The sequence below is a fragment of the Actinomadura sp. NPDC049382 genome, from assembly GCF_040677125.1.
Classification (GTDB): Bacteria; Actinomycetota; Actinomycetes; order Streptosporangiales; family Streptosporangiaceae; genus Spirillospora; species Spirillospora geliboluensis.
In genome coordinates this window covers 1-26,684 of the sequence record NZ_JBFARO010000111.1, presented here as the reverse complement: position 1 = coordinate 26,684, position 26,684 = coordinate 1, and the positions used below count along the sequence as shown (strand labels likewise).

At 69.9% G+C, this 26,684-nt stretch carries 33 protein-coding genes; 18 read left to right on the top strand and 15 right to left on the bottom strand.

The window, feature by feature from the left end; genetic code table 11:
* Both AB0K34_RS37090 and AB0K34_RS37085 read right to left on the bottom strand, forming a co-directional pair.
* Positions 1-872, bottom strand: an 872-nt coding sequence (locus AB0K34_RS37090; RefSeq protein ID WP_364553448.1) for an FAD-dependent oxidoreductase, incomplete at its 3' end; no start/stop codon positions are given.
* A gap of 51 nt (positions 873-923) precedes the next feature.
* A complete protein-coding gene (locus AB0K34_RS37085) occupies positions 924-1,070 on the bottom strand; it encodes a hypothetical protein (RefSeq protein ID WP_171069026.1) in 147 nt (48 codons plus the stop codon).
* 87 nt (positions 1,071-1,157) lie between these two features.
* Between AB0K34_RS37085 and AB0K34_RS37080 the strand changes: the two genes are divergently transcribed.
* On the top strand, positions 1,158-1,514 hold the full coding sequence (locus AB0K34_RS37080) for a metalloregulator ArsR/SmtB family transcription factor (RefSeq protein ID WP_346045095.1): 357 nt from the start codon (positions 1,158-1,160) through the stop codon (positions 1,512-1,514).
* Between the two features lie 29 nt (positions 1,515-1,543).
* Here AB0K34_RS37080 and AB0K34_RS37075 read toward each other — a convergent pair whose 3' ends face one another.
* Positions 1,544-2,638, bottom strand: a complete 1,095-nt coding sequence (locus AB0K34_RS37075; RefSeq protein ID WP_364553446.1) for an NAD(P)-binding domain-containing protein — start codon at positions 2,636-2,638, stop codon at positions 1,544-1,546.
* An 88-nt stretch (positions 2,639-2,726) separates the two neighbouring features.
* Between AB0K34_RS37075 and AB0K34_RS37070 the strand changes: the two genes are divergently transcribed.
* The gene (locus AB0K34_RS37070; protein ID WP_364553444.1) at positions 2,727-3,083 is read left to right on the top strand and encodes a metalloregulator ArsR/SmtB family transcription factor; all 357 of its coding nucleotides are present in this window, start codon (positions 2,727-2,729) and stop codon (positions 3,081-3,083) included.
* A gap of 128 nt (positions 3,084-3,211) precedes the next feature.
* Here AB0K34_RS37070 and AB0K34_RS37065 read toward each other — a convergent pair whose 3' ends face one another.
* From AB0K34_RS37065 to AB0K34_RS37035, 7 genes are all read right to left on the bottom strand, one after another.
* On the bottom strand, positions 3,212-3,631 hold the full coding sequence (locus AB0K34_RS37065; protein ID WP_364553443.1) for an arsenate reductase ArsC: 420 nt from the start codon (positions 3,629-3,631) through the stop codon (positions 3,212-3,214).
* Entirely contained in the window at positions 3,624-3,899 is a 276-nt protein-coding gene (locus AB0K34_RS37060; RefSeq protein ID WP_364553442.1) for a hypothetical protein, read from the bottom strand. The genes AB0K34_RS37065 and AB0K34_RS37060 overlap by 8 nt, the downstream gene beginning before the upstream one ends.
* Positions 3,851-4,279: a three-helix bundle dimerization domain-containing protein gene (locus tag AB0K34_RS37055; protein ID WP_364553440.1), complete on the bottom strand. Its 429-nt coding sequence runs from the start codon at positions 4,277-4,279 to the stop codon at positions 3,851-3,853. The genes AB0K34_RS37060 and AB0K34_RS37055 overlap by 49 nt, the downstream gene beginning before the upstream one ends.
* A 150-nt stretch (positions 4,280-4,429) precedes the next feature.
* Entirely contained in the window at positions 4,430-5,521 is a 1,092-nt protein-coding gene (arsB, locus tag AB0K34_RS37050) for an ACR3 family arsenite efflux transporter (protein WP_364553439.1), read from the bottom strand.
* The gene (locus tag AB0K34_RS37045; RefSeq protein ID WP_364553438.1) at positions 5,518-5,805 is read right to left on the bottom strand and encodes a metalloregulator ArsR/SmtB family transcription factor; all 288 of its coding nucleotides are present in this window, start codon (positions 5,803-5,805) and stop codon (positions 5,518-5,520) included. Before AB0K34_RS37045 ends, arsB begins: the two co-directional genes overlap by 4 nt.
* 466 nt (positions 5,806-6,271) lie before the next feature.
* A complete protein-coding gene (locus tag AB0K34_RS37040) occupies positions 6,272-7,306 on the bottom strand; it encodes an abortive infection family protein (RefSeq protein ID WP_364553436.1) in 1,035 nt (344 codons plus the stop codon).
* 213 nt (positions 7,307-7,519) lie between these two features.
* Positions 7,520-7,675, bottom strand: a complete 156-nt coding sequence (locus AB0K34_RS37035) for a hypothetical protein (protein WP_364553435.1) — start codon at positions 7,673-7,675, stop codon at positions 7,520-7,522.
* A gap of 509 nt (positions 7,676-8,184) precedes the next feature.
* On the opposite strand from AB0K34_RS37035, the gene AB0K34_RS37030 reads away from it, so the two are divergent.
* Complete coding sequence (locus AB0K34_RS37030) at positions 8,185-8,949, top strand: hypothetical protein (RefSeq protein ID WP_364553434.1); 765 nt, start codon at positions 8,185-8,187, stop codon at positions 8,947-8,949.
* On the opposite strand, the gene AB0K34_RS37025 is transcribed toward AB0K34_RS37030, so the two are convergent.
* From AB0K34_RS37025 to AB0K34_RS37005, 5 genes are all read right to left on the bottom strand, one after another.
* Positions 8,934-9,386 (bottom strand): DUF488 domain-containing protein, encoded by a 453-nt coding sequence (locus AB0K34_RS37025; RefSeq protein ID WP_364553433.1) that lies wholly within the window; start codon positions 9,384-9,386, stop codon positions 8,934-8,936. The genes AB0K34_RS37030 and AB0K34_RS37025 overlap by 16 nt on opposite strands.
* 395 nt (positions 9,387-9,781) lie before the next feature.
* A complete protein-coding gene (locus tag AB0K34_RS37020) occupies positions 9,782-9,982 on the bottom strand; it encodes a helix-turn-helix domain-containing protein (RefSeq protein ID WP_364553432.1) in 201 nt (66 codons plus the stop codon).
* Between the two features lie 54 nt (positions 9,983-10,036).
* Positions 10,037-10,960, bottom strand: coding sequence for a phosphoadenosine phosphosulfate reductase (locus AB0K34_RS37015; protein ID WP_364553431.1), 924 nt, complete (start codon positions 10,958-10,960; stop codon positions 10,037-10,039).
* Between the two features lie 14 nt (positions 10,961-10,974).
* The gene (locus tag AB0K34_RS37010) at positions 10,975-11,964 is read right to left on the bottom strand and encodes a bifunctional lytic transglycosylase/C40 family peptidase (protein ID WP_364553430.1); all 990 of its coding nucleotides are present in this window, start codon (positions 11,962-11,964) and stop codon (positions 10,975-10,977) included.
* A gap of 30 nt (positions 11,965-11,994) precedes the next feature.
* A complete protein-coding gene (locus AB0K34_RS37005) occupies positions 11,995-12,288 on the bottom strand; it encodes a helix-turn-helix domain-containing protein (protein WP_364553429.1) in 294 nt (97 codons plus the stop codon).
* Positions 12,289-12,532: 244 nt separating this feature from the next.
* Here AB0K34_RS37005 and AB0K34_RS37000 point away from each other — a divergent pair, with 244 nt between their 5' ends.
* From AB0K34_RS37000 to AB0K34_RS36930, 15 genes are all read left to right on the top strand, one after another.
* Positions 12,533-12,991 carry a hypothetical protein gene (locus AB0K34_RS37000; RefSeq protein WP_364553428.1) on the top strand — a complete coding sequence of 153 codons (459 nt, stop codon included), beginning with the start codon at positions 12,533-12,535 and terminating at the stop codon, positions 12,989-12,991.
* A complete protein-coding gene (locus tag AB0K34_RS36995) occupies positions 12,970-13,296 on the top strand; it encodes a hypothetical protein (protein ID WP_364553427.1) in 327 nt (108 codons plus the stop codon). Before AB0K34_RS37000 ends, AB0K34_RS36995 begins: the two co-directional genes overlap by 22 nt.
* A 53-nt stretch (positions 13,297-13,349) precedes the next feature.
* A complete protein-coding gene (locus AB0K34_RS36990; RefSeq protein WP_364553426.1) occupies positions 13,350-14,021 on the top strand; it encodes a hypothetical protein in 672 nt (223 codons plus the stop codon).
* Positions 14,021-15,421: a hypothetical protein gene (locus AB0K34_RS36985; RefSeq protein WP_364553424.1), complete on the top strand. Its 1,401-nt coding sequence runs from the start codon at positions 14,021-14,023 to the stop codon at positions 15,419-15,421. The genes AB0K34_RS36990 and AB0K34_RS36985 overlap by 1 nt, the downstream gene beginning before the upstream one ends.
* Positions 15,411-16,886 (top strand): SCO6880 family protein, encoded by a 1,476-nt coding sequence (locus AB0K34_RS36980; protein WP_364553422.1) that lies wholly within the window; start codon positions 15,411-15,413, stop codon positions 16,884-16,886. The genes AB0K34_RS36985 and AB0K34_RS36980 overlap by 11 nt, the downstream gene beginning before the upstream one ends.
* A 48-nt stretch (positions 16,887-16,934) precedes the next feature.
* Positions 16,935-18,380, top strand: coding sequence for a hypothetical protein (locus tag AB0K34_RS36975; protein ID WP_364553421.1), 1,446 nt, complete (start codon positions 16,935-16,937; stop codon positions 18,378-18,380).
* Complete coding sequence (locus tag AB0K34_RS36970; protein ID WP_364553419.1) at positions 18,377-20,182, top strand: TraM recognition domain-containing protein; 1,806 nt, start codon at positions 18,377-18,379, stop codon at positions 20,180-20,182. The genes AB0K34_RS36975 and AB0K34_RS36970 overlap by 4 nt, the downstream gene beginning before the upstream one ends.
* 92 nt (positions 20,183-20,274) lie before the next feature.
* Positions 20,275-20,688 carry a DUF4913 domain-containing protein gene (locus AB0K34_RS36965; RefSeq protein ID WP_364553418.1) on the top strand — a complete coding sequence of 138 codons (414 nt, stop codon included), beginning with the start codon at positions 20,275-20,277 and terminating at the stop codon, positions 20,686-20,688.
* Positions 20,685-21,485, top strand: coding sequence for a hypothetical protein (locus tag AB0K34_RS36960; RefSeq protein WP_364553416.1), 801 nt, complete (start codon positions 20,685-20,687; stop codon positions 21,483-21,485). The genes AB0K34_RS36965 and AB0K34_RS36960 overlap by 4 nt, the downstream gene beginning before the upstream one ends.
* Before the next feature lie 43 nt (positions 21,486-21,528).
* Positions 21,529-22,353 (top strand): hypothetical protein, encoded by an 825-nt coding sequence (locus AB0K34_RS36955; protein ID WP_364553414.1) that lies wholly within the window; start codon positions 21,529-21,531, stop codon positions 22,351-22,353.
* Positions 22,354-22,400: 47 nt separating this feature from the next.
* Positions 22,401-23,234, top strand: coding sequence for a hypothetical protein (locus tag AB0K34_RS36950; RefSeq protein ID WP_364553413.1), 834 nt, complete (start codon positions 22,401-22,403; stop codon positions 23,232-23,234).
* Between the two features lie 58 nt (positions 23,235-23,292).
* Positions 23,293-23,682 (top strand): hypothetical protein, encoded by a 390-nt coding sequence (locus tag AB0K34_RS36945; protein WP_364553412.1) that lies wholly within the window; start codon positions 23,293-23,295, stop codon positions 23,680-23,682.
* Between the two features lie 5 nt (positions 23,683-23,687).
* A complete protein-coding gene (locus AB0K34_RS36940; protein ID WP_364553411.1) occupies positions 23,688-24,386 on the top strand; it encodes a hypothetical protein in 699 nt (232 codons plus the stop codon).
* 119 nt (positions 24,387-24,505) lie between these two features.
* Positions 24,506-24,889 carry a hypothetical protein gene (locus tag AB0K34_RS36935; protein WP_364553410.1) on the top strand — a complete coding sequence of 128 codons (384 nt, stop codon included), beginning with the start codon at positions 24,506-24,508 and terminating at the stop codon, positions 24,887-24,889.
* A 24-nt stretch (positions 24,890-24,913) separates the two neighbouring features.
* Complete coding sequence (locus AB0K34_RS36930; protein WP_364553409.1) at positions 24,914-26,413, top strand: hypothetical protein; 1,500 nt, start codon at positions 24,914-24,916, stop codon at positions 26,411-26,413.
* Positions 26,414-26,684 lie beyond the last annotated feature (271 nt).

Below are 26,684 nucleotides of genomic sequence, written 5' to 3'. Positions count from 1 at the left end.
CGCACCGCCCAGGTGACGCGGGTGCCGGGCTCGTTCTTGGCGAGTTCGGCCAGGGCGAGGAGGGTGTTGGCGGCCGAGTGCCCCATCCCGACCACCAGGGTGCGGCGGCCGGAGAAGCGGGACCGGTCGCGGCCCAGCACGTCCGGCAGCGGGCCCGTGATGCGGGCGGCTGCCTCGTCCTCGCCGGGCGCGGGCAGGCCGGAGTGGCCCAGCGGGTTGCCGCGCCCCCAGGTGCCGGACGCGTCGATGACCGCGCGGGCGGCGATGTCGTCCACGGCTCCGTCCGGGCCCACCGCGCGGACCAGCAGCGGACGCTCCTCGCGGCCGACCGTGCGGGTCACGTCCACGCCCTGGCGTGTCACGGCCACCACGCGGCTGCCGGTGCGGATCCGCCCGGCCAGCGCGGGGACCTTGGCGAGCGGCGCCAGGTAGTCGCGGACGAGTTCGGCGCCGGTCGGCAGCGCCTCGGGGTCGGGCGGACGCCACCCGGTCGGCTCCAGAAGCCGCCGCGCGGCGGCGTCGGTGTCGTACCGCCACGGCGAGAACAGCCGGACGTGCCCCCACTCCGAGACCGCCGCGCCCACCTCTCCCCCGGCCTCCAGGACCAGGAAGTCCTGATCGCGCTCGGCCAGATGGGCGGCGGCGGCCAGCCCGACCGGCCCGGCGCCGATCACCACGACCGGCAGCCCGTCGAGCGGCCCCTGCTCGACGCATCCGCAGCCGGCGTCGGTCTTGGCCTGCTGGACGGTGGCACCGGGGTCTACGGCCTGTTCGGCGTCGGTGCAGCACGCGCTGACACCGCAGCAGCTGCTTGCGCTGGCGGGGGCGTCCGGGGACGCTTCGGGCTCCGGTCGTCCGGTCTCGTCGTTCACGCTGACTCCTTTGTCGGTTCGGTCATGGGTGTCGGGCGCCGGGGAATGTTGTCAGAGGCGGGTGCGGTAGGCGGCGGTCGTCACGCGGTCGATGTGTGCGGCGGAGCGGCATGCGGGCGTGCAGACCTGGCCGCAGGTCTCACAGAAGGACACGGCCTTGACGCGCCGGGCGGTGATCCGGGCGAGCAGCGTCTTCATCTCCGACCCCTTGTTTAGATGCTTGTCTAAGCAGGCGCCAGTTTGCATCACTGGATAGATGGATGTCAAATTAGATGCATGTCTAAGATGCTGGAGCTTGAGGACGTGACCGACCCTGTTTGCTGCGCGCCATTGAGCGGTCCGGCGTTGAGCGAGGCGGAGGCCGCCGAGCTGGCCAGGGTGTTCAAGGCGCTGTCCGACCCGGTGCGGTTGCGTCTGCTGAACATGATCGCCTCGGTGGACGGGGGCGAGGCGTGCGTGTGCGATCTGACGGGCGCGTTCGAGCTCACCGCGCCGACCATCTCGCACCACCTGAAGGTGCTGCGCCAGGCCGGGTTGATCGAGGGTGAGCGGCGCGGCACGTGGGTGTACTACCGGGTGGTGCCGGACAGGCTGACCCGACTGTCGGGTCTGTTCGCCCTGCCGGCTCTAGTCCCGGCCTGATTCCACACGCTGTCCTGCTCGGGAAGCGGTCATGGGGTCGATTTCAGCGCGCCGTCGAGGGTGCGTGTCTGCTGGCGCAGCCGGGTGAGGACGTGCCGGGCGTCGGCGGCGACTCCGCGCAGGGTGGCCGAGGCGAAGGAGCGCTGCCATTCCAGCCCGACGAATCCCAGTCCCGGATGGGTGGCCGAGACTCCGCCGCGGTGGCGGGGCTGCCCGTCGCCGTCCAGTGCGCCCAACGGGGCGAGGTAATCCACGCCCGGCCGGAACCCGGTGGCCAGCAGTACGACGTCGATGTGTTCGCGGGTTCCGTCGCTCCAGAAGACCTGATCGCCGTCCAAGCGGGTGAACATCGGGCGGCGGTCGGGGTTGCCGGTGGCGATGGCATCCCGGTAGGTGCCGGTGTCGAACACCGGGGTGCCCCTGCCGCCGGTCAGCAGCGGACGCGCCCACCCGGCGGCGTCCAGCCCGGTGCGCTGCAACCAGATGTGCATGTCGACGCCCAGCACGCGCTGGGCCATGAAGCGGAGCGGGTGCCGGGTCGCCAGCGTGACATCGGCGACCGCGGCCAACTCGATCGCGATCTGCACGGCCGAGTTCCCGCCTCCCACCACCACGACACGCCGGCCGGTGAACGGGCCGGGACGGCGGTAGTCGGACGAGTGCAGCACCGTGCCGGTGAAGCCGTCCAGTCCCGGCAGGTCCGGGCGGTGGGGGCGGCTGAATCCGCCCGTTGCGGCGATCACCAGCGGCGCGGCGAAGATCTCGCCGCTCGTCGTGATCACCTCGAACCCCGGTCGTGTGCCGTCCTTGGCAGCCACGACCGTTTCGACTCGGTGACCGGTGCGGATGTCGGCGTCCAGATGGGCGGCGTAGTCGGTCAGGTAGGCCACGACCTCGTCCCGTGTGGGGTAGCCGTCCGGATCGCCGGGGAACTCTGTTCCGGGCAATGCACTACGCCGGGCCGGTGAGAACAGGGTGAGGCTGTCGTAGTAGTGCGGCCAGGACCCGGCCGGCTGGCCTGTCGCCTCCAGGACGATGGGCGCCAGGCCGAGGGACCGGGCGATGCGGGCGGTGGCCAGACCGGCCTGGCCGCCGCCGATGATGACGAGTGGTGCAGTAAGCATGAGGTGAACATATCAACACTTCATAAAATAATGAAGTATCGATATGTGGCGTATGCTGGGCGCACACCTCGGGGAGGAGCCAGCAGCGATGGTCGAGCCGGTCGAAAAGGTGGCTCCGGCATCGGGCGGTTGCGGGGCGGCGCCGGCCGCTCAGCTCGGCGCCGGAGCACGCGAGTTCCTCAAGGCGCTGGCCAGCGAGCAGCGGCAGCAGATGCTCGAACTCTTCGCCGGCGGTATCGAACTCACCGTCGGCACCGTCGCCGAGCAGCTCGGGGTCGGCCAGTCCAACGCCTCGCAGCAGCTCGCGCTGCTGCGCCGAGGCGGCCTGCTCACCTCGCGCAGGGACGGCAAGCAGGTCTTCTACCGCATCGACTCCGCCGCAGTCGACCGGTCACTCGCCGAACTCCGCGACTACCTGCACACCTGCTGCCCACCCGGCAACTGACCCCTCCCCCTGGCGCGGCTGTCACCGTACGTCCGGGACGGACCGGCTCTGGAGCAGACAGACCGGTCAGAGCACACGTTGCCGAGGACGTCCCACCCTCGGCGCCCGGCTGTGCGCCTTCTCCTTCACTACTCCGCTAGGAGCCCGCTGACCAGGTTCTCGATGCGCTTGCGGATTTCGTCGCGGATCGGACGGACGGCGTCGACGCCCTGTCCGGCAGGATCATCGAGGGTCCAGTCCAGGTACCGCTTGCCGGGGAACACCGGGCAAGTATCACCGCAGCCCATGGTGATGACCACGTCGGATGCTTGGACGGCGTCGACCGTGAGCACCTTGGGGGTCTCGGCGGAGATGTCGATCCCCTCCTCCGCCATCGCCTCGACCACCGCCGGATTGACCTGGTCGGCCGGCGCGGACCCGGCGGAGCGCACGTCGATCCGGCCACCGGCCAGGTGGGTGAGGTAGGCGGCTGCCATCTGGGAGCGTCCGGCGTTGTGCACGCAGACGAACAGGACACGGGGCTTGGCAGAGCGAGCCTGATCAGGCATCGGCGTTCCTTCGCTGTTCGAGGCCGGGCTGGTCGAGGGTGGTGAGCAGGTCGGTGACGAGCAGGTCGAGTTCGTCGCGAATGCGGCGGATCTCGGCCAACGGTTGATGGGCCGGGTCGGGGACGGCCCAGTCCAGGTACCGAGTGTGCGGCAGGAGTGGGCAGGCGCCGCCGCAGCCCAGCGTGATCACCAGGTCGGCGGCGGCGACCAGTTCGTCGGTCAGCGGTTTGGGGAACTCAGCCGACAGGTCGACCCCGATCTCGGCCATGACGTCGACGACGGCCAGCTCCAGTTCCGCCGTCGGCGCGGTGCCCCGGCCGAGCGGGCGTGTAGGCGTCCGCACCCGCGGGCCATGGCGAGCGCGGCCGCCATCTGGGACCGGCCGGCGTTGGCGTCGCAGACGAACAGCACCTCGGGGACCGGTTTGTCGAGCCGTCCCTCGGCTTGGGCGAGGGCGGTGAGCCGCGCGGCGGCGAACCGTTCGGCCAGCACCACCAGGTGGGCGTCGACTCTGGCGGTGGCGTGCAGTTGCCGGTAGGAGTCGGTGACCAGGCGGCGGGCGGTCTCGACGGAGACCAGGCCATGGAACCTGGCGGCCAGCCGCGCCGCAATGCGATCGAACAATGCCTCGCCTGGTGTGCAGGTCACCGTTCGCCTCCCCGACACATCTGGCGGACGACACTCAAGGCCGTCACCGGCCAGGGGCCCCTACTCGCCGCTCGAACCGGACCGGCCCGCCTGGTACGGCTTGTGAAGGAACTCGGTTCGCGCGCCTCGCAGGCGGCGGTCATCGTCGTGTCACCGCCCGGCGGGTTGGAATCGGCGACGCAGCCACAGCGACACGTACACCAGCCCGACCAGGACCGGGACCTCGATCAGCGGCCCGACCACGCCCGACAGGGCCTGCCCGGAGGTGACGCCGAAGGTGCCGATGGCGACGGCGATGGCCAGTTCGAAGTTGTTGCCGGCGGCGGTGAAGGCGAGCGTCGCGGTGCGCGGGTAGGGCAGCCGGACGGCGCGTCCGAGGGCGAAGGACCCGCCCCACATGAGCGCGAAGTAGGCCAGCAGCGGCAGCGCGATACGGGCGACGTCGCCGGGCCGGCCGGTGATGGCGTCGCCTTGCAGGGCGAACAGGATGACGATGGTGAACAGCAGCCCGTACAGCGCGACCGGCCCGATCCGGGGCAGGAACCGCTCCTCATACCACGCGCGGCCGCAGGCGCCCTCACCCAGGCGGCGGGTGAGGTAGCCGGCCGCCAGGGGGACGCCCAGGAACACCAGCACGTTGACCACGATCCTGCCGACCGAGAAGTGCGCGTCGTCGGTGGCCAGGCCCAGCCAACCGGGCAGTACCCGCAGGTAGAACCAGCCGAGCGCACCGAACGCGACGACCTGGAAGACGGAGTTGAGCGCGACCAGGACGGCGGCGGCCTCGCGGTCGCCGCAGGCCAGGTCGTTCCAGATGATGACCATCGCGATGCACCGGGCCAGCCCGACGATGATCAGGCCGGTGCGGTACTCGGGCAGGTCCGGCAGGAGGATCCAGGCCAGCGCGAACATCACCGCCGGGCCGATCACCCAGTTCAGCAGCAGCGAGACCAGCATGAGGCGGCGGTCGCCGGTGACGGTGTCGAGCCGGTCGTAGCGGACCTTGGCCAGCACCGGGTACATCATCACCAGCAGGCCGAGCGCGATCGGCAGCGAGATCCCGCCGGCCTCGACCCGGGCCAGCGCGTCGTCCAGTCCCGGGACGGCGCGTCCCAGCCCGAGGCCGAGCACCATCGCGGCGATGATCCACACCGGCAGGAACCGGTCGAGGGTCGACAGCCCGGCGACCACCCCGGCCTCCTGCGGGCGCGCGGCGGCGCCGGTGTCCTGCGTGCTGGTCACGTGCAGGGCCTCTTCCGCTGGTGGTTCTGGGCCTCGCGGGCGGCGGCTGCCAACTCGCCGAGTTCGGAAGCCAGTTGCTCCAGCGCCTCGGGGCGCAGCCGGTAGTAGGTGAACCGTCCGCAGGGCTCGGTGTCCACGAGCCCGGCTTGGCGCAGCGCCCGCAGGTGGTTGGAGATGTTGGTCTGCTTGGCGCCGGTCTCCTCAACGAGGTGGCAGGTGCACAACGCCTCGACGGCCAGCAACGACACGATCTGAGCACGAAGCGGGTCGGCCAGCAACCTCAACACATCAGTCTGAACTGACATCATTTCTGGATGATATAACGCCCTTCCGAAGACGGTCCACTTCAGACCTCCACTGCAGCGAGCGTCACCATAAGCAGCCCGCTCCAACAACAAACGCCCGAGGGAGGACATCGTCCGGGCAGCCCTCCGGCAGGCGATCGACGGGAGCACGGAGATCATCGAAGGTGCGCGGAGTACCGCGTTGCCGTCGGTGGATGCCTTCGTCCACCTCATCCGGACGGCGTGGCCGCACATCGGCCGATTCGGCCGCTTGTACAACGTCGCATGGCGGACACCTCCGGCCGAGGAGGTCCGGGACCTGCATGACCCGCCGGTGGCGCACGTCCGGGAACTGATCACCAGGGGCAGGACGCCGGAGGTTTCACCGATACTCCCCGCAATGCTTCGGCCATACCGAGGCAGGTAAAGCCTGGGTGAAGGCCCTGCCAGACGTCCTGCGCGCCGACTAGATGTTCTCGACTGCCACGGCGACCTCGCGGGCCAGGAGCTGCCAGTCGTCTCGCGTCGCCGGCGGCAAGTACGCGGCGCTCGCCTTGAGGCGTTGTTCGAGGCCGTAGTCGCCCGCAAAAGGATCTTGTGCGAGTGAGGGCGCGCTCGTCTCGGCGATCTTGCTTCGCAGGCTGTGGATCAGCGCATTGACCTCCTCGGGAGGAAGGGGCACGAGCACGCGTGGTGCCCACTCGGCCGACCAGTCGTCCACGGTCAGTCGCCCGCCCGGGTCGATGAACAGCCCCTCGAAGACCGCACTCCGATATGCGGCCGGCCAGATCGTCAGGTCCCTGCTCTGAGCGCATTCCTCTACACCGTCCTGGCGAACGACGAAGGTCTCGCGCATCGCCCGCTGTGCCACAGCGAGCCCGATCCTGCGCTGAACGGGCGGGTCCAGGGTGGCCAGGCTGGCGGCGTTCAGTCGCTTGGCCAGGTCACCCCGGCGGAATGTCGCGTGTTCGAGGTCCTGGATCAGGGGCTCCGGCATTGAGAGCGTGAGGACGCCGAGCCGGCGCAGTGCCCATCGTGACCACAGCAGTGCGCCATCAAGGCAGAGGTGGAGCATCTCCTCTGCGATCGCGGGCTGCTCGGACCGTCCGTGACCAGTTCCGTAGGCGTTGCGGATCGCGCCGAGCTGGGTGGCGATGCCCTTCGCGCTCCGGACGAGCTGCCTCAACTTCTGATCGTCGCTGAGGTCCGGGTCCGGCAGGCGCTCCAGAGCCTTGTGCGCCTGGATAACGCACTTGTCGAAATCCATCAAGGCGCCGCTGGCCTGCCCGCGCGTCGACATCACGATCTTCGCTATAGCTTCGACCAGTTCCTTGGCCGTCCCGATGCACAGGGCGTGATCGCCGGTCTCCAGAGCCACAGCGAGACGCCGCTGCTGTCCCTCGATCACTAGCCACGCCTCGTCCTTGATTCCATTTGGACGCTCGAGCGTGAGCTGATACACGAACGGCGGGGTGGGTGCGCCGGGATTGGGGGTCGTCACGCGATCCTCTCAGTGGGCTGGTACAGCGCTGTTGTTGGACTGATTCAACACCTCGCGCCCAGTTGCCTCATGCTGTTTTCGGGCGGTGGCTCCCTCAACTGGAGCTTGTGGCGCGTTCGCGCGGACGTTCACGGCCCCGGATCGAGTCGGGCCAGTACGCCCGGAGGCACAGGCTGCCGGAGCGCAGGCGATGCCCACCGTGACAAGGGCCAGTCACGGCAAGCTGGGCAGTTCAATGGCACGGCTCGCGTCGAGGGCGGCCCCCGTCAGCATAGTCCCGAGCGCGGTACCGATGTCGGGGACCAAGTTGTAGAGGCCGTAGTAGGTACCGATCGATTCGTCGTTCCCGACCGCAGCGATGGTAGCCATCTCGAATGGCTAAATCGCTGCCATCGCCGCCTCGTAGCCTGCCAGTGCCGCTGGTGGCGTTGCTACGGCCGGTGTCAGAACGGCGCCCGCTCTCCGGTGAAGGTAAGTCCCATCAGCATCAATCCGCGGATGAGCGCCCTGTGCCGACGCCAGCGTGCTCTTACCAGAATGTGGCCCGCTTCTGTCCAGTACGAGGCGGCGACAGTCGAACAAGATCATGAGAGGCCTCGGGGTGTCAGCTCCGCCTGACAGTAGGCACCAGCGATCAGGCCTCCCGTCGCCGGCCAAGTGGAGCATCCAGAGCACCCTTGACCCCAGTGCCGGTTGGTTGCCCAGAGCGAGCGGCTGCCGGAAGCGGTCATGAACTAGCGTCGGCCGCCCTCAAAGACGGACCCTCACCAGAACAAGCGAGGAGGGAACCGACAGTGCCGACAGCCGATCAGCCATCTTTGTTCGGACCCGACCCTCACGAGCCGCTGGTGAAGCCATCGGGGCGTTTGGAGCAGGAGATGCGTGTCTTGATCACGGTCAAGGCGGCACCGAATCCTTCGGAGACATACGGCGAGACCGTGTGCGTCGCCGGGATCCGGATCGATGTGGAGCCCACCCAGTGGGTCCGGCTCTATCCGATCAACTTTCGTGAACTCGAGAGCAACAACACCTTCCGCAAATACGACATCGTCTCGCTACGTGCCCGACCGGCCCACGCCGACTCGCGCCCAGAGAGCTATCGTCCGAACATCAGCACCGTCCGAGCCGAGTCGAACATCCCGAAGTGGGATCGCCGCAAGGTGTTCGTCGTCGATCACGTGCAGGCGTCGATGTGCGACCTGCTGGCCGACATCCGCAACCGCCCACCGGCGCGTTCGCTGGCCGCCATCCGCCCACGGGTGGTCAAGAACATCGACATCAAACCGCATGGAGGCTGGAGACCCGACGAGCAGGCCAAGATCGAGCGTTACGTCGCGCAAGAGAACCTTTTTGGCAGCGGCCCGCGTACCCCGCTCGAAGCACCGCGGTTCAAGGGCTGGTACGAGTACCTGTGCCAGTCGGCGGCCTGCAAGGGGCACAAGCAAGGGATCTATGATTGGGAGTGGGTCGCACTCCAACGGAACCTGCGCGATCACAGCGACGCCGAGGCTAAAGAGCAGCTACGGCACAAGTTCTTCGAGCAGATGTGCGGCCCGGACAGGGACACGATCTTTTATGTGGGCAACCAGGCCAAGCGTCAGCAGACCTTCATGACGCTGGGAGTCTTCTACCCCAAGCGATGAGCCTCGACAGCAGCGGCGACCACGTCCCGGTGGCAGCGCCGCTGCTCGGCTTCGAAGCACAGCAGCGCGACCTTGTGCTCGGCCGTCCAACCCGCGATGGTCGCGAGCCATTCACGCGCGGCCGGTGCGTCCAGTTGCTCAGAGAAACGCCGCTTGGCGTCCTGCAGCTCACATGGGCTGCCGCCGAAGCCCGCGCGGTTCTCCTTGGGGTTGCCCAGCGGCCGGGCATGCTCATAGGCGATGCCCACGGAGTTCAGCGCCTCGGCCAGAGCCCGCTTGCTGAATCCGCGCTTGCGCGAGATCGGGTTCAGCCGAACATCTACCAGCAGAGAGACGCCCTCGGCAGACAACTGGCCCAGGAAGGAATCAAGATCATGCCCTTGGTAGCCGATACCGGTCAAGCCGGTCTGACCGGTGAACTGATCGGTTACAGACATGACGCTCAGCCTCTCATGACGATCACTGACGTAAGGCACCTCCCCCTCATGACGGGCGGTATCTCCTGTTTGGGCGGCCGGATTCGGCCCCTACCGTCCCTTGGCCGACTCCTGACGGCCCGGCCGTAGGCTTACGGTGTCCGTTTACGGCCTCCTGTGGTGGGCGGCCGAGGATGACCCTAGGGTTGCAGGGTTCCGCTGCGTTCCGACGGCTGCACTGTCCCCGCGCTCGCTGACGCCCATTTGGGACACCCGCGCCCGAGGAGGCGTGCAGGCGAACCTGCAAGTGCCGGATGGGGAGGACGCTCGCTTTCTAAGTGCATGGGCGTTGTCTTCACACCCGAACGCGCCCCTCTCGCCATATTTCTGAAGGGCGCGCGCGATGACGTTTCCAGCTATTCGGCGCCGAGGACGGCCAGGAGGGCAGCGGTGGGAACGCGGTAGCACGTGCCGATGCGGATGACCTTGCAGGGGAATTGGTTGTTCTTGGCGAGTTGGTAGGCGTAGGTACGGGAGAGGCCGAGGGCTCGGGCGGCCGTGACAATGTCGACGACGGCGGGCAGTTCAGCGAGGTCTGCGTGCTTGAGTGGCTGCATGGTCGGGCCTCCGTAGAGTTGAGTCTTGTGGCTGGTTGAGGGTCCTGGTGGAGGTCAGGTGAAGCACCAGCCGGAGTCGCAAGCGCCGTCATCGAAGGGGAGGATGTCGGCCTCGGGTGTGACGTCGGCGAGTGGGGCGTTGTAGCGGGTGAGGTAGACGGGGCCTTTTCCGAGGGCGTGGCGGCGTTGGTTGATGGTGTTCTCTAGGTGGCAGGCCTTGGTGAAGAGGGCTGGTTGGGTGTGGCGCATGTCTTGCCAGGCGGTGGAAGGGGCAGAAGCAGCAGGCGGATTTGGGTGGGATTGGCAGGCCGGCTGAGCGGATGATGCGGGGGCAGTCGGCACGGCGGTGCGCAGGTCGAGGAGCGGGTAGACGATGCGTTCGTAGGGTTCGTGGCGGCGGATGTTGGCGGGGTGGATCTCGTCGAGGCTGATACCGATGGGGATGGTGGCGGGGTTGGTGCGGCTGGTGCGGTGGGCTTTGAGCCAGCGGCCGATGACGCGGGTTTTGAAGTCGGCGGTGCAGGAGCGGGTGCCGGGAGCGCCGTTGCTCATGCGTACGGGGATGGGGATGGATCGGGAGCCTTCGCGCATGAGACGGCCGTAGAGGGTTGCAGTGGTGCCGTCGCGGCGGATGCGGTGCAGTTCGCGTAGGTCGATGCCGTGGGCGGCGGCGTAGGGGGCGGCGTGGTCGCGGATGTAGGCCAGGGTGGCGGGGTGTTCGGAGTCGTCGCCGACATTGGCGAACAGGAAGGTCTGGAAGTCGATGCGTCCTTGGGCGGCTAGGACGAGGGCGGCGGTGGATTGCCAGCCGCCGCCGTAGCTGAAGGCGCGGATCGGCCCGCACGGCGGTGGGCTCTTGGTCTTCTTCGGTGGTGGGGATGTCGTCTTCGGGTGCTGGCGGTTGGAGGCCGGGCGGGCATGGGTGCGGGGGTTCCTGGGTGTGTGTGGTTCACGGTTGGGATTCCCGTAGTGATGCAAGGGCGGTCCTCCGGTCAGGTCTGGGTGGAGCGGAGTGTGGTGGGACGGGTGGCGCCGACGTATTGGCGTTCGCGGTAGGGGTTGCCGGTGAATTGGGAGATGCGGACGACGTCGCCGGTGTGGGGGGCGTGGATCATGCGGCCCGAGCCGTAGTAGATGCCGACGTGGTGGATGGTGGCCGGGGCGTTGGGGTTGGTGGCGAAGAAGAGCAGGTCGCCGGGTTGGAGTTGGGTTCTGGGGATGTGGGTGCCGGTGTTGTATTGGTCGGCGGCGACGCGGGGTAGGCGGATGCCGGCCTGGGCCCAGGCGTATTGGGTGAGGCCGGAGCAGTCGAAGCCTTTGATGCCGGTGCCTTGGGCGAAGCCGTAGGTGGGTCCGGTGGGTCCGCCGCCGCCCCAGGAGTAGGGGGTGCCGAGCCAGCGCAGGGCGGCGCGGACGGCGATGGTGCCGCGTCGGCTAACGGTGGGGGTGGCGTAGCGGGCGGCTTGGGCCAGGACAGTGCGGACGTAGGTGTCGGAGTGGTTGTAGTGCCAGATTGCGCGGCGCAGGTGTGCGCCGCCTTTGCCGGCGTGGTTGGCGCACAGGTAGCGGGCGGCGCCGTGGATGGCGTCGGCGGGGTTGTAGCGGTCTTTGCGGCCGTCGTGGTCGGCGTCGACGCCGTAGGCGGTCCAGGTGGCGGTGAGGAATTGCATGGGGCCGCCGGCTCCGGCGTGGTTTTCGCCGGTGTGGACGCCGGGGGCGGTGGAGCGGCCGTGGTCGGACTCGGTCTTGCCGATGGCGGCCAGGACGTTCCAGGGCAGGCCGGGGCAGGTGTGGGCGGCGTCGAGGTACCAGCGCAGGTAGGCCGGCGGGATGTCGCGTTTGGCTTCGGCGGTGGGTGCGCCCGCCAGCTCTGAGCCGGCCCCTGCGGCCGGGGTGCGGTCGGCGGCCAGGACGAGCAGGCCCAGCGGGAGGGCGAGGGTGAGGGCGGCGGCGCACGCGGCGGTGGCGGTGGCGGCCTTCACTGGGTGGGCCGCCGCGGTGGGGCGGGTTGCCTAGTCGGTGGTGTGGGCGCCGGTGCGGGCTTGGCGTTGGGCGCGGTGGCCGGCGCCCTTCTTGGGCTGTAGTTCGGTGGCTGGGTCATCGGCGGCTTCCCCGGGTTGCTGGTGGGGCTGCCGCAGCACCTCGCGGACTGCTTGCCAGGAGTAGCGGAAGTCCTTGCCGGTTTTGAGGGCGGGGATCTGCCCGGCGTTGGCCATCCGGCGGACGGTCTGGGGCGAGAGGCCGAGTTTGGCCGCGAGTTCGGCGGTGGTGAGGACGTCGGGGTCGCGGCCGGGTGTCTCGGTCATCGCTGGGGCTCCTGGGTGGGCGGTCACGGGTGTCCTTCCAGTGTGGTGGATGGGTGCTGCGGGAGCACGTTGTTCGGCGTGTTGACGTTCTCAGAAGTTGTTTGACGATGCTTGCGCTCTGTCATGTTGCCACGTACGGTGATCGTCCAGCAACTGTGAGCATCGATTCGGGGGTGTGCAGGTGAGTCTTCGACAGACCAGACCGGTCCCGGCCGGCCATGCCGGCGGCCGGGCAGGCGGCCAGGTGGGTGAGGTTCTGGACGTGGTCGTGGCCGGTGCGCACGGCGGCGCGGGGACCTCCACGCTGGCGGCGCTGCTGCCGGCGGCGTGGGACATGGGGTCGATCGCGCCGCTGCTGAAGCTCGGCCAGTCACCGCTGCATGCCAATGGCCGTCCGGTGGTCTTGGTGGTGCGCAACACCGCGGTGGCGGCCAAGGACGCCACGACGGCGATCGGCGCGTTGTGGGACTGGGGCCAGCGGGTGGCGGCGTTGGCGGTCGTCAGTGACGGCGGTCCGGAGTCGCGGGACGCCACGGCCCGGTTCGCGCTGCTGCAAGGACGGGTCGCCGGCGTGGTGCGGGTCCCGCATGTGCGGGCGCTGCGGCTGGTGGAGGACCCGCGTGTGGTCGCTCTGCCGGGCAGAGCCCGTCAGGCGTTGGCCGAGCTCCGCCGCCTGGTCGGATGGGGGCCGCGATCGTGCTGACCTTCGTCACGCCCGCCGTGCTCGCGGCGCTGCCGCCGTGGGACGGGGATGTCGAGGTGCCCGATCCGCCTCCGGCGGCGCCGCCGGGGCTGGACCAGAAGATGGAGACGCTGCTGGCGTGGGGCAAGTGGGGCGTGCTGATCTGCGGCGTCGCCGGCTTGTTCATCTGCGCGGGGCAGATGGCCATCGGGCGCAAGAACCGGTCCACGTTCGCCGCCGACGGCGCGACCGGTATCCCCTGGGTGCTGGGCGGGCTCAGCCTGGCGGCGACAGCGGCCCCGATCGTCGGGGTGTTCTTCACATGAGTCGAAGGCGAGAAAGCGTCCCGTGGTGGCGCCGTGGCCGGACCGTCGCGGTGGTGGTGGTCGGCGGCGGTGTCCTGGTCGGCGCGGTGGTGCCTCCGGTGTTCCGGACGGCCCCGAAGGGCACCCCGGTGGTCGTTCGGACGACGACGCGTGCCGAGCAGATCGTGAACACGCCGCAGGTGTCGTTCACCGGAGTGTCGTGGCGGGACTATCACGGCATCGCACTCCCCTACTCGGCGCAAGACGGCCCGCACAACACCACGGACGATCTGGCGGCAGGGTTCGCGCGGACGCCGCGCGGGGCGTTGCTGGCCGCGGTCCATATCGCCGTCCGGGCGGGCATGCAGTGGGGAACGAAGGTGTTCGGGCCGACCATCGAGCGGCAGGTCATCGGGCCCGACACCGATGTGCTGATGGATTCGACCCGCGAGGGCTACGAGAAGCAGCGCGGAGATCGGCCAGAGGGGGAGCCGCTCGGCCGCGGCTATGTCGTGCTGGAGGGGTTCCGCTGGCTGGGGTACACGCCCGAGGCGGCGAGCGTGGATCTGTTGTCGGCCGGGCCTGGGGACAGTGATGTGACCGTCCGTGCGGTGACCCGGCTGCAGTTGCGTTGGCAGGATGGTGACTGGCGCGTCGTCGCTCCTCCCGGCGGGACGTGGGCGGGGGCGGCGGCACCGATCACGTCGCTGGACGGCTACAGCCGCTTCCCGCACGGGGGTGGCTGATGCTTGTCCTGCTTCCGCTGGATCCGTGTTCGCCGGTCACTGAGCCTGCGTGCGTTCAGCCGGTGGACAACGATGACGGCGGCGGGAACCCGCTCCTGCCCGGCCTTCCCGGGTTGTCTGATATCCCGGGGGCGATCGGCGGTCATGTGCTGGATGAGATGACCGAGTCGTTCGAGGAGGCGGTGGGTTGGCTGGTGTCCAACACCGCGTCCTGGTGGGTGCACACGCCCTCTCCTGATCTGCAGGGTGAGCCGGCGGTCGGGTATCTGCAGCTGCTGGTCCGGCCGTTGACGGTCGCGGTGGCGGTGGTGGCGCTGCTGGCGGTCGCGGCGCGGATGGCGTTGTCGCGCAAGGCGCTGCCGCTGGTGGACGCCGGACGCGGGCTGGTGGTCCTGGCGGTCGTCACGGTGATTGGGACGGTGGTGCCGAATCTGCTGATCCAGTGGGGTGACCTGTGGTGCGGGTGGGTGCTGAACGCCTCCTCCGACGGGGACTTCGCGCGGCGGATGAGTCAGATCGTGGCGTTCCCGAGTGCGGCGCCGCGCGCGCTGGTGCTCCTGTTGTGCCTGTTCGCGCTGGTCATCGGGATCGTCCAGGCGATCCTGCTGCTGTTTCGCGGAGCGGCCCTGGTCATTCTGGCCGGGCTGCTGCCGCTGGCGGCGGCCGGGATGATCACCACCTCGACCAAGTCATGGTTCCCGCGCGTGGCGGGCTGGATGCTGGCGCTGGTGTTCTACAAGCCCGCTGCGGCGGCGGTGTATGCGACCGCGTTCACGCTGGTCGGCAAGGGCAAGGACCTGCAGACGGTGCTGATGGGTTTTGCGATGATGCTGATCAGCCTGATCGCCTTCCCGGTGCTGCTGAAGTTCTTCACCTGGACGACCGGCGGAACCGAGTCCAGCGCCGGGGGCGGGATGCTCGGCGCGTTGATGGGCAGTGCCGCCGCGCTCGGCGCGCTGCGCGCCTACGGCGGCGGTGGGTCCGGTAGCGGCCAGTCCGGCTCGGCGGCCGAGCACACCACCTACATCCAGCAGCAGCTCGGCGACCAGGACTCCGCGCCTCCCGGCGGCGACCCGTCCGATCAGCCGTCCACCCCGCACGACTCAGCGGCCACACCTCCGCCGGCCGATAGCTCAGGCGACCAGTCCCCCGCCCCGGACGCGCCGCCGGGAAGCGGCCGGGCTGACACCGACGTGTCCCCGCCGGGGCAGAACGCGGCGGGCGGGTCCGGGTGGGCGCCACCCGACGGCGGTCACGGTGAACCGGTCGGCCCGGCCACGGTCCGGACGGCCGAGCAGGAGCGGCAGCGCGGCGAGGACGCAGTCCGCTGGGCGGCGACCGGCGGTGCCGGCGGCCCGACCGGCGCAGCAAGTGAAGGGAGTAGTGGCCATGGGGCATGAGGTCCGCACCTACGGCGGGTGGCGGCGCCGGCACGGCATCGGCCTGCTCGGCCTCGACACCGCCTCCACGTTCATCGCGCTCGCCGCGGCGATGCTGCTGGTCCTGGTCGCCGCCATCGCCCCGCAGCTGCTGGTCTATCTGCTGCCGCCGGTGCTGGTCGGCGGCGGGCTGGGCCTGGTCCGCATCGGCGGTGTCCCGTCGGCGCGGCTGGTGCTGGCGCGGTTCCGCTGGCAGTGGGGCGTGTGGCGCGGCCACAACCGCTACCGCGCCGGGGTCGTGACCGACCATCCGCGGGCGTTCCAGCTCCCGGGAGTGCTCGCGCCGTTGACGCTGCTGAGCGCCGAGGACGGGTACGGCGGCCGGTACGGGATCGTGTGGGACCGCCGTGCCGGGCTGCTGACCGCCACCCTGCGCGTGGTGCCGACCTCGACGTGGCTGGCCGACCGCGGCGACGCCGACGCCTGGGTCGCGGGCTGGGGCGGGTGGCTGGCCGCGCTCGGGCACATGCCCGCCGTCCGGTGGGTGACGGTCACAGTGGAGACCGCGCCCGAGCCAGGCTCCACCCTCGCCGACGCCGTGCACCGCGCCATCGTCCCGGCGGCGCCCGCTCCGGCGCGCACCATCATGGGCGAGCTGGTCCGCACCGCCCCGGCCGCTGCCGCCGACGTCGACACCCGCGTGTCGATCACCTTCGACCCGCGCGCGTCCCCGACCCGCCCCAAAGACCTGTACGAGGCGGTCGCCGACCTGGGCCGCACCCTCGACGGGCTCGCATCGCGGCTCGGCGGCTGCGGTGTCTCCGTTCTCGGGCGGGCCACCGCCGCCGAGATCGCCGGGGCCGTGCGGACCGCGTTCGACCCGAGCGCACGCGGCGAGGTCAACCGGCTCCTCGCCGGCCCCGCCGCGGACGACGTCCTGAACTGGTGTGACGCTGGGCCGGTCGCCGCTACCGAGCACACCGGCCACTACGAGCACGACGGCGGTGTCTCGGTGAGTTGGGCGTGGCATGAACCGCCGCGCCAGAACGTCCGCTCCGACGTCCTGGCCCGTCTAGTGGCGCCCGGCCCGTTCCCCAAGCGCGTCACTCTGCAGTACCGGGCGCTGCCTGCTGCGGCCGCGAGCCGGGTACTGCAGCAGGAGGTGAACGCGGCGGCGTTCCGGACCCAGTTCCGGCGCCGCACCGGACGCGACGAGACCGCCCGCGACAGCTGGGATGCCGCCCGCGCCCGCCAGGCCGCCGCCGAGGAGGCCATGGGCGCCGGGGTCTGCCTGGTCTCGATGTACGCCACCGTCACCGCCGCCGATCCTGACCAGCTCCGCCGCGCCGCCGCGCACGTGGAGACCGCGGCCGACTCGGCCAAGATCCGGCTGCGGCGCCTGTGGGGCAGCCAAGCCGCCGGATTCGCCACCACCCTCCCGTGCGGCATCTGCCCACCCGAGCTGTCCCGCCGCCTCATCCACTGACCCAAGAATCCACTGCCCGAAGAGCCCTCGACCTTGAGGAGGTCGCCCTTGCCGAACGCCGAAACACTGGCCATGTCCGAACCGCTCGCCCCGCCCTGGGGCTGGCGCGGGCGTGGCGCCGGACGCGCCGCACACGTCGAACCCGCACCCGAATACCAGGCCACCACCAGCCAGGTCTGCGGCCTGTATCCCTTCACCGCCGGGTCCGGCACGCCCACCGCCGGCACCCCCGTCGGGCGCCACCAGCTCTGGGGCGAGGTCGTCTGCCTCGATCCCCTCGCCTGGCTGCGCGAAGGGCTGGTCACCAACCCCGGGATGTTCGTCCTCGGGCAGCCCGGCACCGGGAAATCCACCCTCGTCAAACGCCTGGTCACCGGCGCGGTCGCGACCGGCACCACACCCATCGTCCTCGGCGACACCAAACCCGACTACACCCGCCTGGTCGAGTACCTGGGCGGGCAGGTCATCCGCGTCGGACGCGGCGCCGACCGCATCAACCCCCTCGACGCCGGACCGCTGGACGAAGCGCGCCGCCGCCTGTCCGGGGCCGACGCCGAGACCCTGCGATGGGAAGTGCGGTCCCGGCGGCTGTCCCTACTGCTGGCGCTGGCGACGCTGGTACGCGAAGCCCGCATCACCAACGCCGAGGAGGTCGTCCTCGGCCGCGCCATCGACCTGCTGGACGACCGCCTCACCAGTGAACCCACCATCGTCGACGTCCTGCACATCCTGGAGCAGGAGCCGGACGAGTTGCGGGGAGCAGCCCGCACCGATTCGAGCGACGCCTACCGCGCTCAGACCCGCGATCTGGTCTTCACCCTCGACCTGCTCATCTCCGGGTCCCTGGCCGGCGTGTTCGACGCGGCCACCACCCGGTCGCTGAACCTGGACGCACCCGCGATCAGCGTCGACATCTCCCGCGTCCGCGCCGCCGGCGACAAGCTCCTCACCGCCGCGATGCTGTGCACCTGGGCCTACGCCTTCGGCATGGTCGACGCCGCCACCGCCCTCGCCGACCTCGGCGCCGCCCCGCGCCGCTCCTACCTCGGCGTGATGGACGAGCTGTGGCGCGCGTTGCGCGGCGCTCCCGGATTGGTGGAGCACGCCGACGCCCTGACCCGCCTCAACCGCGCCAAGGGCATGGCCTCGATCATGATCACCCACTCGCTCGCCGATCTGGACGCGCTGGCCACCGAGGAAGACCGAGCCAAGGCCAAAGGCTTCGCCGACCGCTCGGCCATCACCGTCCTGGCCGGTCTCCCGCCCCGCGAACTGGCCCGCGTCCACGAGATCACCCCGCTCACCGGCCCCGAGCAGCAACTGGTCACCTCCTGGTCGGCGCCCGACTCCTGGCAGCCCGGCGCCCGGCACCCCGGCCGCGGCAAGTACCTCATCAAGACCGGTGAACGCCTCGGCATCCCCGTCGAACTCTCCCTCGTCGGCCCCGAGACCGACCTCTACGACACCGACCAGGCCATCCGGACGACCGCATGACGCGTGCACTGGGGCCTCGTGCATCGCTGTGGCACTCCAATGCCGCCGCCGGATGGCTGGTCCTCGCCGCCTGCTGGACGCCCATCGTCGGGCTGTGGATCGTGTGGTTCGCGGCGAAGGTGTGCGCTGTCGCGGCAGGCGAGACGGTCATGCCGTTCGGCACCGACTTCGCGGTCGCCCTCGCCCGAGGGCGGACCGATCAAGCCTGGCCGGGCACGCCGACCTGGCTCGTCCTGCTCATCCTGGGACTCCTGGCCACTGCGCTCGTCTACTGCGCTGGGGAGATCTGGTCGCGGGTCGCACGCCGTATCCCCCGCCCCGGGGATCCCGTCGCCGCGCTCGCCGACAACCCCGGCCTGACCGCCCTTCAACCCGACGCCACAGCGAAGAAGGCCATCGAGCTGCGCCGCTCCCTCACCACATCAAACCCCGGCACTTTGAAGCCGGACGACATCGGCCTGGTCCTCGGGGACGTCCTCCTCCCAGGCGAGCGCAGCGGCCCGACACTGTTCGCCTCCTTCGAGGACACCGTCGTGGCGTTCATGGCACCACGCTCGGGCAAGACCACCACCCAATCGATCCCGCACGTGCTCTCGGCGCCCGGACCGGTCATCGCGACCAGCAACAAGGCCGACCTGTGGTCGGCGATCGCCACCGTCCGCGCCCAGCGCACCGGCGGGAAGAGCTGGCTGTTCGACCCGCAGCACATCACCTACCAGCCGCAAGCCTGGTGGTGGAACCCGCTCGCCGGACTGTCCACGGTCGAGGACGCCCACCGCCTCGCCGGGCACTTCGTCCTCACCGTCGACGACGGCCAGAAGAAGGACCTGTGGGGGCCGGCCGCGCAAGACCTGCTGTGCGCACTGTTCCTGGCCGCCGCCACCTCCGGCCGGTCGCTGCACCATGTCGCGCGGTGGCTGGACGAGCCCGCCGTCCCGACCCCGATCGAACTGCTGCAGGAGGCCGGGTTCCAGCTCATGGCCTCCTCCCTCAAAGGCACCCAGAACGGCGCCGTGGAGACCCGCGACGGGATCTACCAGACCGCCCGCACCGCCGCCAAAGCACTCCGCGACCAGGAAATCCTCGCCTGGGTCACCCCCGACGCCGGTCTGCCGGTCTTCGACCCGCACGCGTTCGCCGGCTCACGCGACACCCTGTACCTGCTGTCGAAGTCACTGTCGGCCGCCGCCCCGCTGATCGCCGCGCTCACCGACACCACCATGCGCGCCGCCGAACGCCGCGCCGAACAAGCCGGCGGACGCCTCGACCCGCCCCTGATCGTCGCCCTCGACGAGGCCGCCAACATCTGCCGCATCGCCGACCTGCCGCAGCTGTACTCCCACCTGGGCTCACGCGGCATCATCCCGGTCACCATCCTGCAGAGCTACGAGCAGGGCGTCACCGTCTGGGGCGAACCCGGAATGGCCGCGCTATGGGGCGCGGCCACCCGCAAGCTCATCGGCGCCGGAATCGACTCGCCCCGGCTGGTCCGCGACCTGGCCACCCTCATCGGACAGCACGACGTGCCCGTCCGCTCCATCACCTACAGCGACGGACGCGCCAGCGAACAGATCTCCCTGCGGCCCCAGGAGATCCTCCAGGCCGCCGACATCCGCGCCCTGCCCGCCGGGACCGCGCTGCTGCTGGCCACCGGCACCAAACCCGCCCTCATCCGGCTCCGGCCCTGGTACACGGGCCCACACGCCACCGCCATCAGCACCGCCATCAAGACCGCCGATACCGCAATCGCCCAAGCAGCCCGCCACCACCACAGCCACCCGGACACCCCGACCACGCCCTAGCCCGCACCACGCCCTAACCCGCAGCACGTCCACGTCCACGTCCAGACAGAAAGGGGCCTTCAGATGCACGCACTCACAGCTTTGGAGGCTTCATGTCCACCTCTGCCCCGCCCGCGACCGGCGGTAAGCGCCCCGAGTCCCTGTACCCGGATGTCACCGCCTGGGTCAGCGAGCATTTCGTCCCGATGTACCGGCGGACACTGGGCGGCGAGTTCCGCTGGTGCGCCGAATGGTGGCGGCACGGCGAGGCCATCTCCCGCCTGACCGCGCTGTGGTTCGCGTGGGAGGCGATGCGGCTGCAGGGCGCCACCGGCATGGCCCTGTGGTACCGCGACCACCTCGACCACCAACTCCCCGTCCTACTCGGGCCGCGCGGCCCCTTCTACCAGTGCACCGAGAACGAGCACCTGGCCCCGCACGAAGCCCGCACCGTCCCCGTCCCCGCCGGATGGCTCGCCTTCGACACCACTAAGACCTCCCCCGCATCGCGGCCGGTGCACGCATGACCGAGCGGATGGAAGCCGCCGCGCTGGCGTTGGACGCCTACGAACAGCACCTGCTCGATGACCTGGCCAACGGGCACCGCACCGACCGCGCCGAAGCCGAAGGGCTGCTGCACGCGCTGGTGGTCGATCTCATCAACTACGGCGAGGGCAACCACCTGGACGTCGTCGACCTGCTGGACGCCCTCGTCCAAGCCCGCATCGACCGCGGCGGCGCCATCACCAACCCGCGCTACAGCTTCCGCCTCGACGCCGAGGTCCAGTTCCGCAACCCCGACATCGAACCCCACCGGGGATTCATCACCGAACTGAAGTCCTCCGGCCCCGGACAGGACCCCGAGTGCGTGCTGCGCATCCCCGGGCTCATCGACCCTCAGCACACCAGCTCGGCCGCGCTGCAGCCGGCCACCCGCATGGTGCCGCTGACGACCCGCACCGCCGGAACCGTGTTCAGCGCAACCGCGGCCGAAGACACCATCACCGACCTGCTCACCCGCCTACCGGCCGAACCTCACGAAGCCGACGCCGACCGCGATCCGCACGTACTGGCCGACCTCGCCGAACTGTCGACCGCACTGGCCGCCTGGTCGGGCACCAAACCCGAGCACGTGCTGCGGCACCTGCGTCACCGCGCAGGCCAGATCCCTGCCGCGCCCGACGGCTGTTCGCCGGCCTTCCGGCGCGCCGCGACCGGATTCCCCAACGACTTCGCCGCTCTCCTGGCCGGTGAGCAGCCCACCCGAGCGCGCTCCAGCCGCACCGATCCACCGAACCCGAACCGGCGCCCACGCCTGATGTGACCAGGCCCCTTACCCACCCGCATGAATCTTCGGAGGTACAGCATTGTCCGATCCCGATGAGGCCGTCGCCACCGCGCTCGACGCCTACCAGCAGCAACTCCTGCCCGACGACGCCCCCAGCCACCGCAGCGACCCCGCCCTGGCCGAACCACTCATCGAGTCGCTCATCGAGCAGCTCGCCCGCTACGCCGACGGCCGAGACCTCGACGTCCACGGCGCCTTCGCCGAGCTGTACCAGCGTCGACTCGACCGGGGCGGACACGACCACGACCCGAGCTACAGCTTCCGGCTCGGCGCCGAAGTCCAGTTCCGTCAAGGACGCACTGCCACCGGAGCCAGGGCGCACCATCCGCTTTGGCGCGGGTTCATCACCGCCCTGGCCACCGCCCCCGACGGCGAGCACCAATGCACGGTGCGGATTCCAGGCATCAACGAAGGCCTGCACGCCACTGCCGCCGAACTCGAGCCGGCCGATGCAATACTGCCCCAGCCCACCAGGACCGCCGGAGTGATCACCCACGCCCGCGACGCCGAATCGACGATCGTCGACATCGCCGTCCGGCTCAAGCGCGCCGCCAACAACGGCCTGGTCCCCGACGAGCAGGCGCTCGCCGACCTGGCGCAGCTGACCATGCGGCTGGCGGCCTGGTCCGGCGCCCGACCTGACGCGATCATGCGGCACTACCACGAACGCATCATGCGCGCCGCCCGCAAACCCGCGCGGGGACGCCCCGGCCCCGACGCGGCCGCGCGGCTGGCCGCAACCGAATTCCCTCAGGGCCCGCGCCCGACCCCGGCCGGCGAGCCACCGCCCACCGCACGCCCCAAACCGGACGACCCGCCGAGCACACGCAAGCACCGCCCCTGACCGCCCCTGCCCGTCACACCCAGCCGCCCCGACCGCATGGAGGTTGCATGGCCGAAGCCGATGCCGCGCAGTTCGCCGAGTTCGGTGCCGCCGCCCTGGATTCCTTCCAAGCCCTCTTCCAGGAAACCGAACACCTTGACCACCGCGGCAACGACGCCCACGCCCACGAACTCCTCGGCGATCTGCTGATCGACCTGATGCACTACGCCGACCACCGCGGCCTGGACTTCAACGACATCCTCGCCCGGGCCAGCGGTTACCACCTCAGCGAACGCGACGACCCCGACGTCCTGGCCGTCGGCGCGGCCGTCCAACTCGACGGTCCGACCGCCGACGAGGCGGTCCTGCTGGGCCGCCCCACCCGGGGCAGCGTCACCGGACTCCTCGTCCCGCTCGACGGCCCCACCGAGTACTACGTGCGCTTCCTCGGCGAGACCAGCAGCCGCGCCGTCCTCGCCGCCGACCTGGAACCGGCCCCACCCTTTCCCGCCACGTCCACCACCCAAGGCGTCATCCGCAACCCACTACGCGCTGAGGAGACCCTGGTCGAAACCATGACCCGCATCGGCCGAGCCGACCTCGCCGGCGTCCAGCCCCGGCAAAACGACCTCGACGACCACCGCGTGCTCCTGGACGCCCTCGTGACCTGGAACGGCATGGACAAGCGCGACGTCACCGACCTGCTCCTTGCCAAAGCCGAACCGCGTCTGGCCGCCTCATCGCCGCGGCCCTCCAGCGGTGTGCCGCTGGATCCAGCGGCCGAGCTCGCCGCCCACGACTTCCCCATACCGCTATCGGAAGGGCTCGCCGAGCCCCAACTCGCCTCCCAGCCGCCAGCACGCCAGGCAGGCCCCACCGCAGCACGTCCCCACCACCACTAAGGCAGTTCACCTGCACAAAATCCGCCCCACCCTGCCCGTCACCGCATCGGAGGTTCCGGTGAAGCACTTCTTCGACTACGCCGCCCGGCAGATCAAGACCGCCGACTCCCTCCCCGCGCTGCTCGCCGCCGCCTTCATGGGACTGGAACTCATCGAGCGCGCCACCACCGTCCTGGCCGAAAGCGCACCCGAGGACGCCTACCAGACCGCGCTCGCCGAGGCATCCGACGCCTGGTGGGCGCTTGCCGAAGCACCCTCACTGGCCTGGCCCGAACGCCCCATGCCCGATACCGACGCCCACGAGTTCGCCGAGGCCATCACAAGCCTGGTGATGGTCGTCGCCGAAGCGATCCTCAACGTCGCCTCCAAGACCCCCCGGCCCGCCGACCGGGTCGCGTGCCTGCGCGCCGTCCACCACGCCGGCAACGTCGCCGCAGCCATGAGGTGACCACCATGACCCACACCGACCAGCGCATCGACCGCGCTACCCACGCCCTGACCGCCTACGAGAACGCCGCCTTCCCCGGCAAGCCCTCGCTCCTGCACCGCGACGCCTTCTACACCCAAGCCCTGCTCGCGGCACTGGTCTGCGACCTGGAGCACTACGCGCACCACCATGGCATCGACTTCGCCTCCGCCCTCAGCACCGGCCGTGCCATCAACGCCGCCGAAGTCACCGAAGACATCCCGTACAAGATCGGCGACCAGGTCCGCCTCACCCGCCAGCACGACCGCTGCGGCACCGTCATCGGCTGGCAGACCATCAGCCCCCACACCGAGACCGACTTCCTCGTCGCCGTCCCCGGCATCCCCTACACCTACGCCGAACCCGCCACCCACCTGGCACCCGCCCCCGCCTTCCCGCCCACGCACACGACCCTGGGCACCGTCCATCACGCCGACCAGGCCGAACAGCTCTACACCACCATCACCATCCGGCTCCCGGACGCGCCCGAACCCACCCGCCACGCACTCGAACACGACCGCCGCCGGCTCCTGACCGCACTGAGTTCCTGGAGCGGCATCACCGAAACCCGCCTCCACCACGAACTGGCCCCGAACCCCGACGCACGCAGACAGCCATCGCCCACCGCCCACACCTGGCCACAGACACCGCCCTCACCAGCCACAGGCAGGTCATCCGCCACCTGAACGCAGCGTAGATATCCACAACGCGCACGCCGCACCCGCCACAGCCCCGCCTCACGCCAAGCTGCGCCGATCAGCAAGCACCCACGACCACACACCCCGTCCAGCTGGAGGACACCGCGATGACCCACGAACAGCACCACCAGGACGTCCGACACGCCTGGTTCACCGAAATCCTCACCAGCGCACTCAACGACCTCGCCCACGCCGAACGCGTCATCACCGCCTACGCCGCCCAGCAGCCCGACGGGTTCATCGCCTGGGGCATGGCCGAGGGCGAAGCCGTCCAAGCCCACCAAGCACTCCGCCAAGCCCCCTCCCTCCACGCCGCCCTCCCCACCGACCACACCGAGGCGAACGCCACCGCCGACGCCCTGTTCGACCTCGCCCGCACCACCTCGCAAGACCTCGTCCGCGCCGCCGAACTCGCCACCGACCCCGACGACAAGATGGCCTGCCTCCAGGCAGCCCTGCACGCCGGACGCCTGCGCGACACCCTCCGGTAGCCGCCCATGGCCACCTTCGGGGAGATGACCGACCTCGCCACCCAGCACCTCACCCACCTACTGCACCAACTCCACACCACCGACCTCGACCACGACCTCCGCCATCCCGCCGTTCCACCCGAACTCGCCCGCCTCGCCCACGTCCTCGCCCGCTACCACCACCAGATCGCCGACGGCTTCGGCACCCCGCATCCCGCCACCACTGGCATGCGCGACGCCGCCCACCGTGCCGGCGCCCTCCTCCAACAGGCCGAGCACGTCCTCGGCCCACCCGCCGACACCCCCACCCCGCCCACCGACCTCGCCAACACACTCCGCGCCGCGTCCATCGCTCTCGGCTGCGGCCTGGACCTGCTGTCCACCCACTTCCCCACCAGCACCGACCAGCCGGCCTCCCCCAACGCCCCCGTCATCGGCGCACCACAGACCGCCCGCTCCCTGCTCCACCAACTGAGCACCCACACCGCGACCATCAGCCACCTCGCCTACCGCACCGGCACTCCCACCGACCAAGCCGGCCCGCTCCTACTGAAAGCCGCGTTCCTCGCCCGCATCCACAGCGACGGCCAGACACCACCACCGCCCCTCACCGCCGTCCCGCTCCACCACACCCGCGGCCGAATCCCGCCCATCATCGGCGAAGACCACGACCAAACCTTCGCCGGGATCGACGCCAGCGTCCACCGCCTGAGCAACCCCACCGACACCACCTCGATCACCACCTGGCGCTACCTCGCCCGGACCGCCGCCATCCTCTGCCACCTCAACACCAAAACCCTCCACCAGCTCATCCTTCGGCTCCACGAACTCAACCAGCCCGATCACATCCCCGTCCTCAAACAAGCCAAGGCCGACATCCACCGCCTCAACCGCTCCTGGCAGAGCATCATCCGACGCTGGGACACCAAAATCGGTCACTACGGTCACCCCGCCAACGGCCCCGCAACCGACGCCGGCGACCTCATCATCCGCATCGGCCGCCTCCTCCACGAAGACCCCGCCTGGACCCCAAGCCCCCGGGCCTCCAGCCGCGTCAAACCACCCCACGAACTCGCCCCGGCCCTCCCCCAAGCAGCCCAACTCCTCACCGCCACCATCAAAACCATCGACGCATGCACCGTCCTCGCCGCCCACCACCACGCCGCCATCAACGACGCAGCCACCATCGCCTCCCTCGACAGGAAAAGGAAATATCCGACCCGCCATCCACGCGTCTTAGGCTCAGCCCTCGAACTCTCAACCCGCTACGACATAGCCCACACCAAAGGCCGCCGAACCATCACCACCCTCGCTCAAGCCATCCAAACCCTAATCGCACCAGCTCCTATCCCGGAAGACATAGAACTGCTAGTCCACCGAACCGAAATTAACAACGAACGTACCCAACCCGAACTCGCCGCAACCGACTTCCCTACGCCAATAACCAATTGCCTGAATGTTCATCAGAACCAACATGAAAACAACCCCGTAACTCACATTAGCCCAACCCTTCCCCATACCACCCACCGCCATCCGACATCCTGACAGGCTGAGCGAAACGGAAGGGGCCGGAATAACGAGCCGTCCCACGGTTTACGTACCAGCTTAATTTAGGTGGCAATGGTGGAGACTTCTGATCTTGCTGGAGGCATTGGTCTGTGCCGCTTCACGACCCGGTAGCGGTCGGCCACCGCCGGGGCCCGGCGGCGGCCGACCGGACCCGGCGGCGCTGCGGGGCTCAGCGGGCGTAGACCTCCAGTGTCCACTTCCCCGCCGGCTTCACGCTCTTCATCAGTTTTGCCAGCGCGGCGTCGCT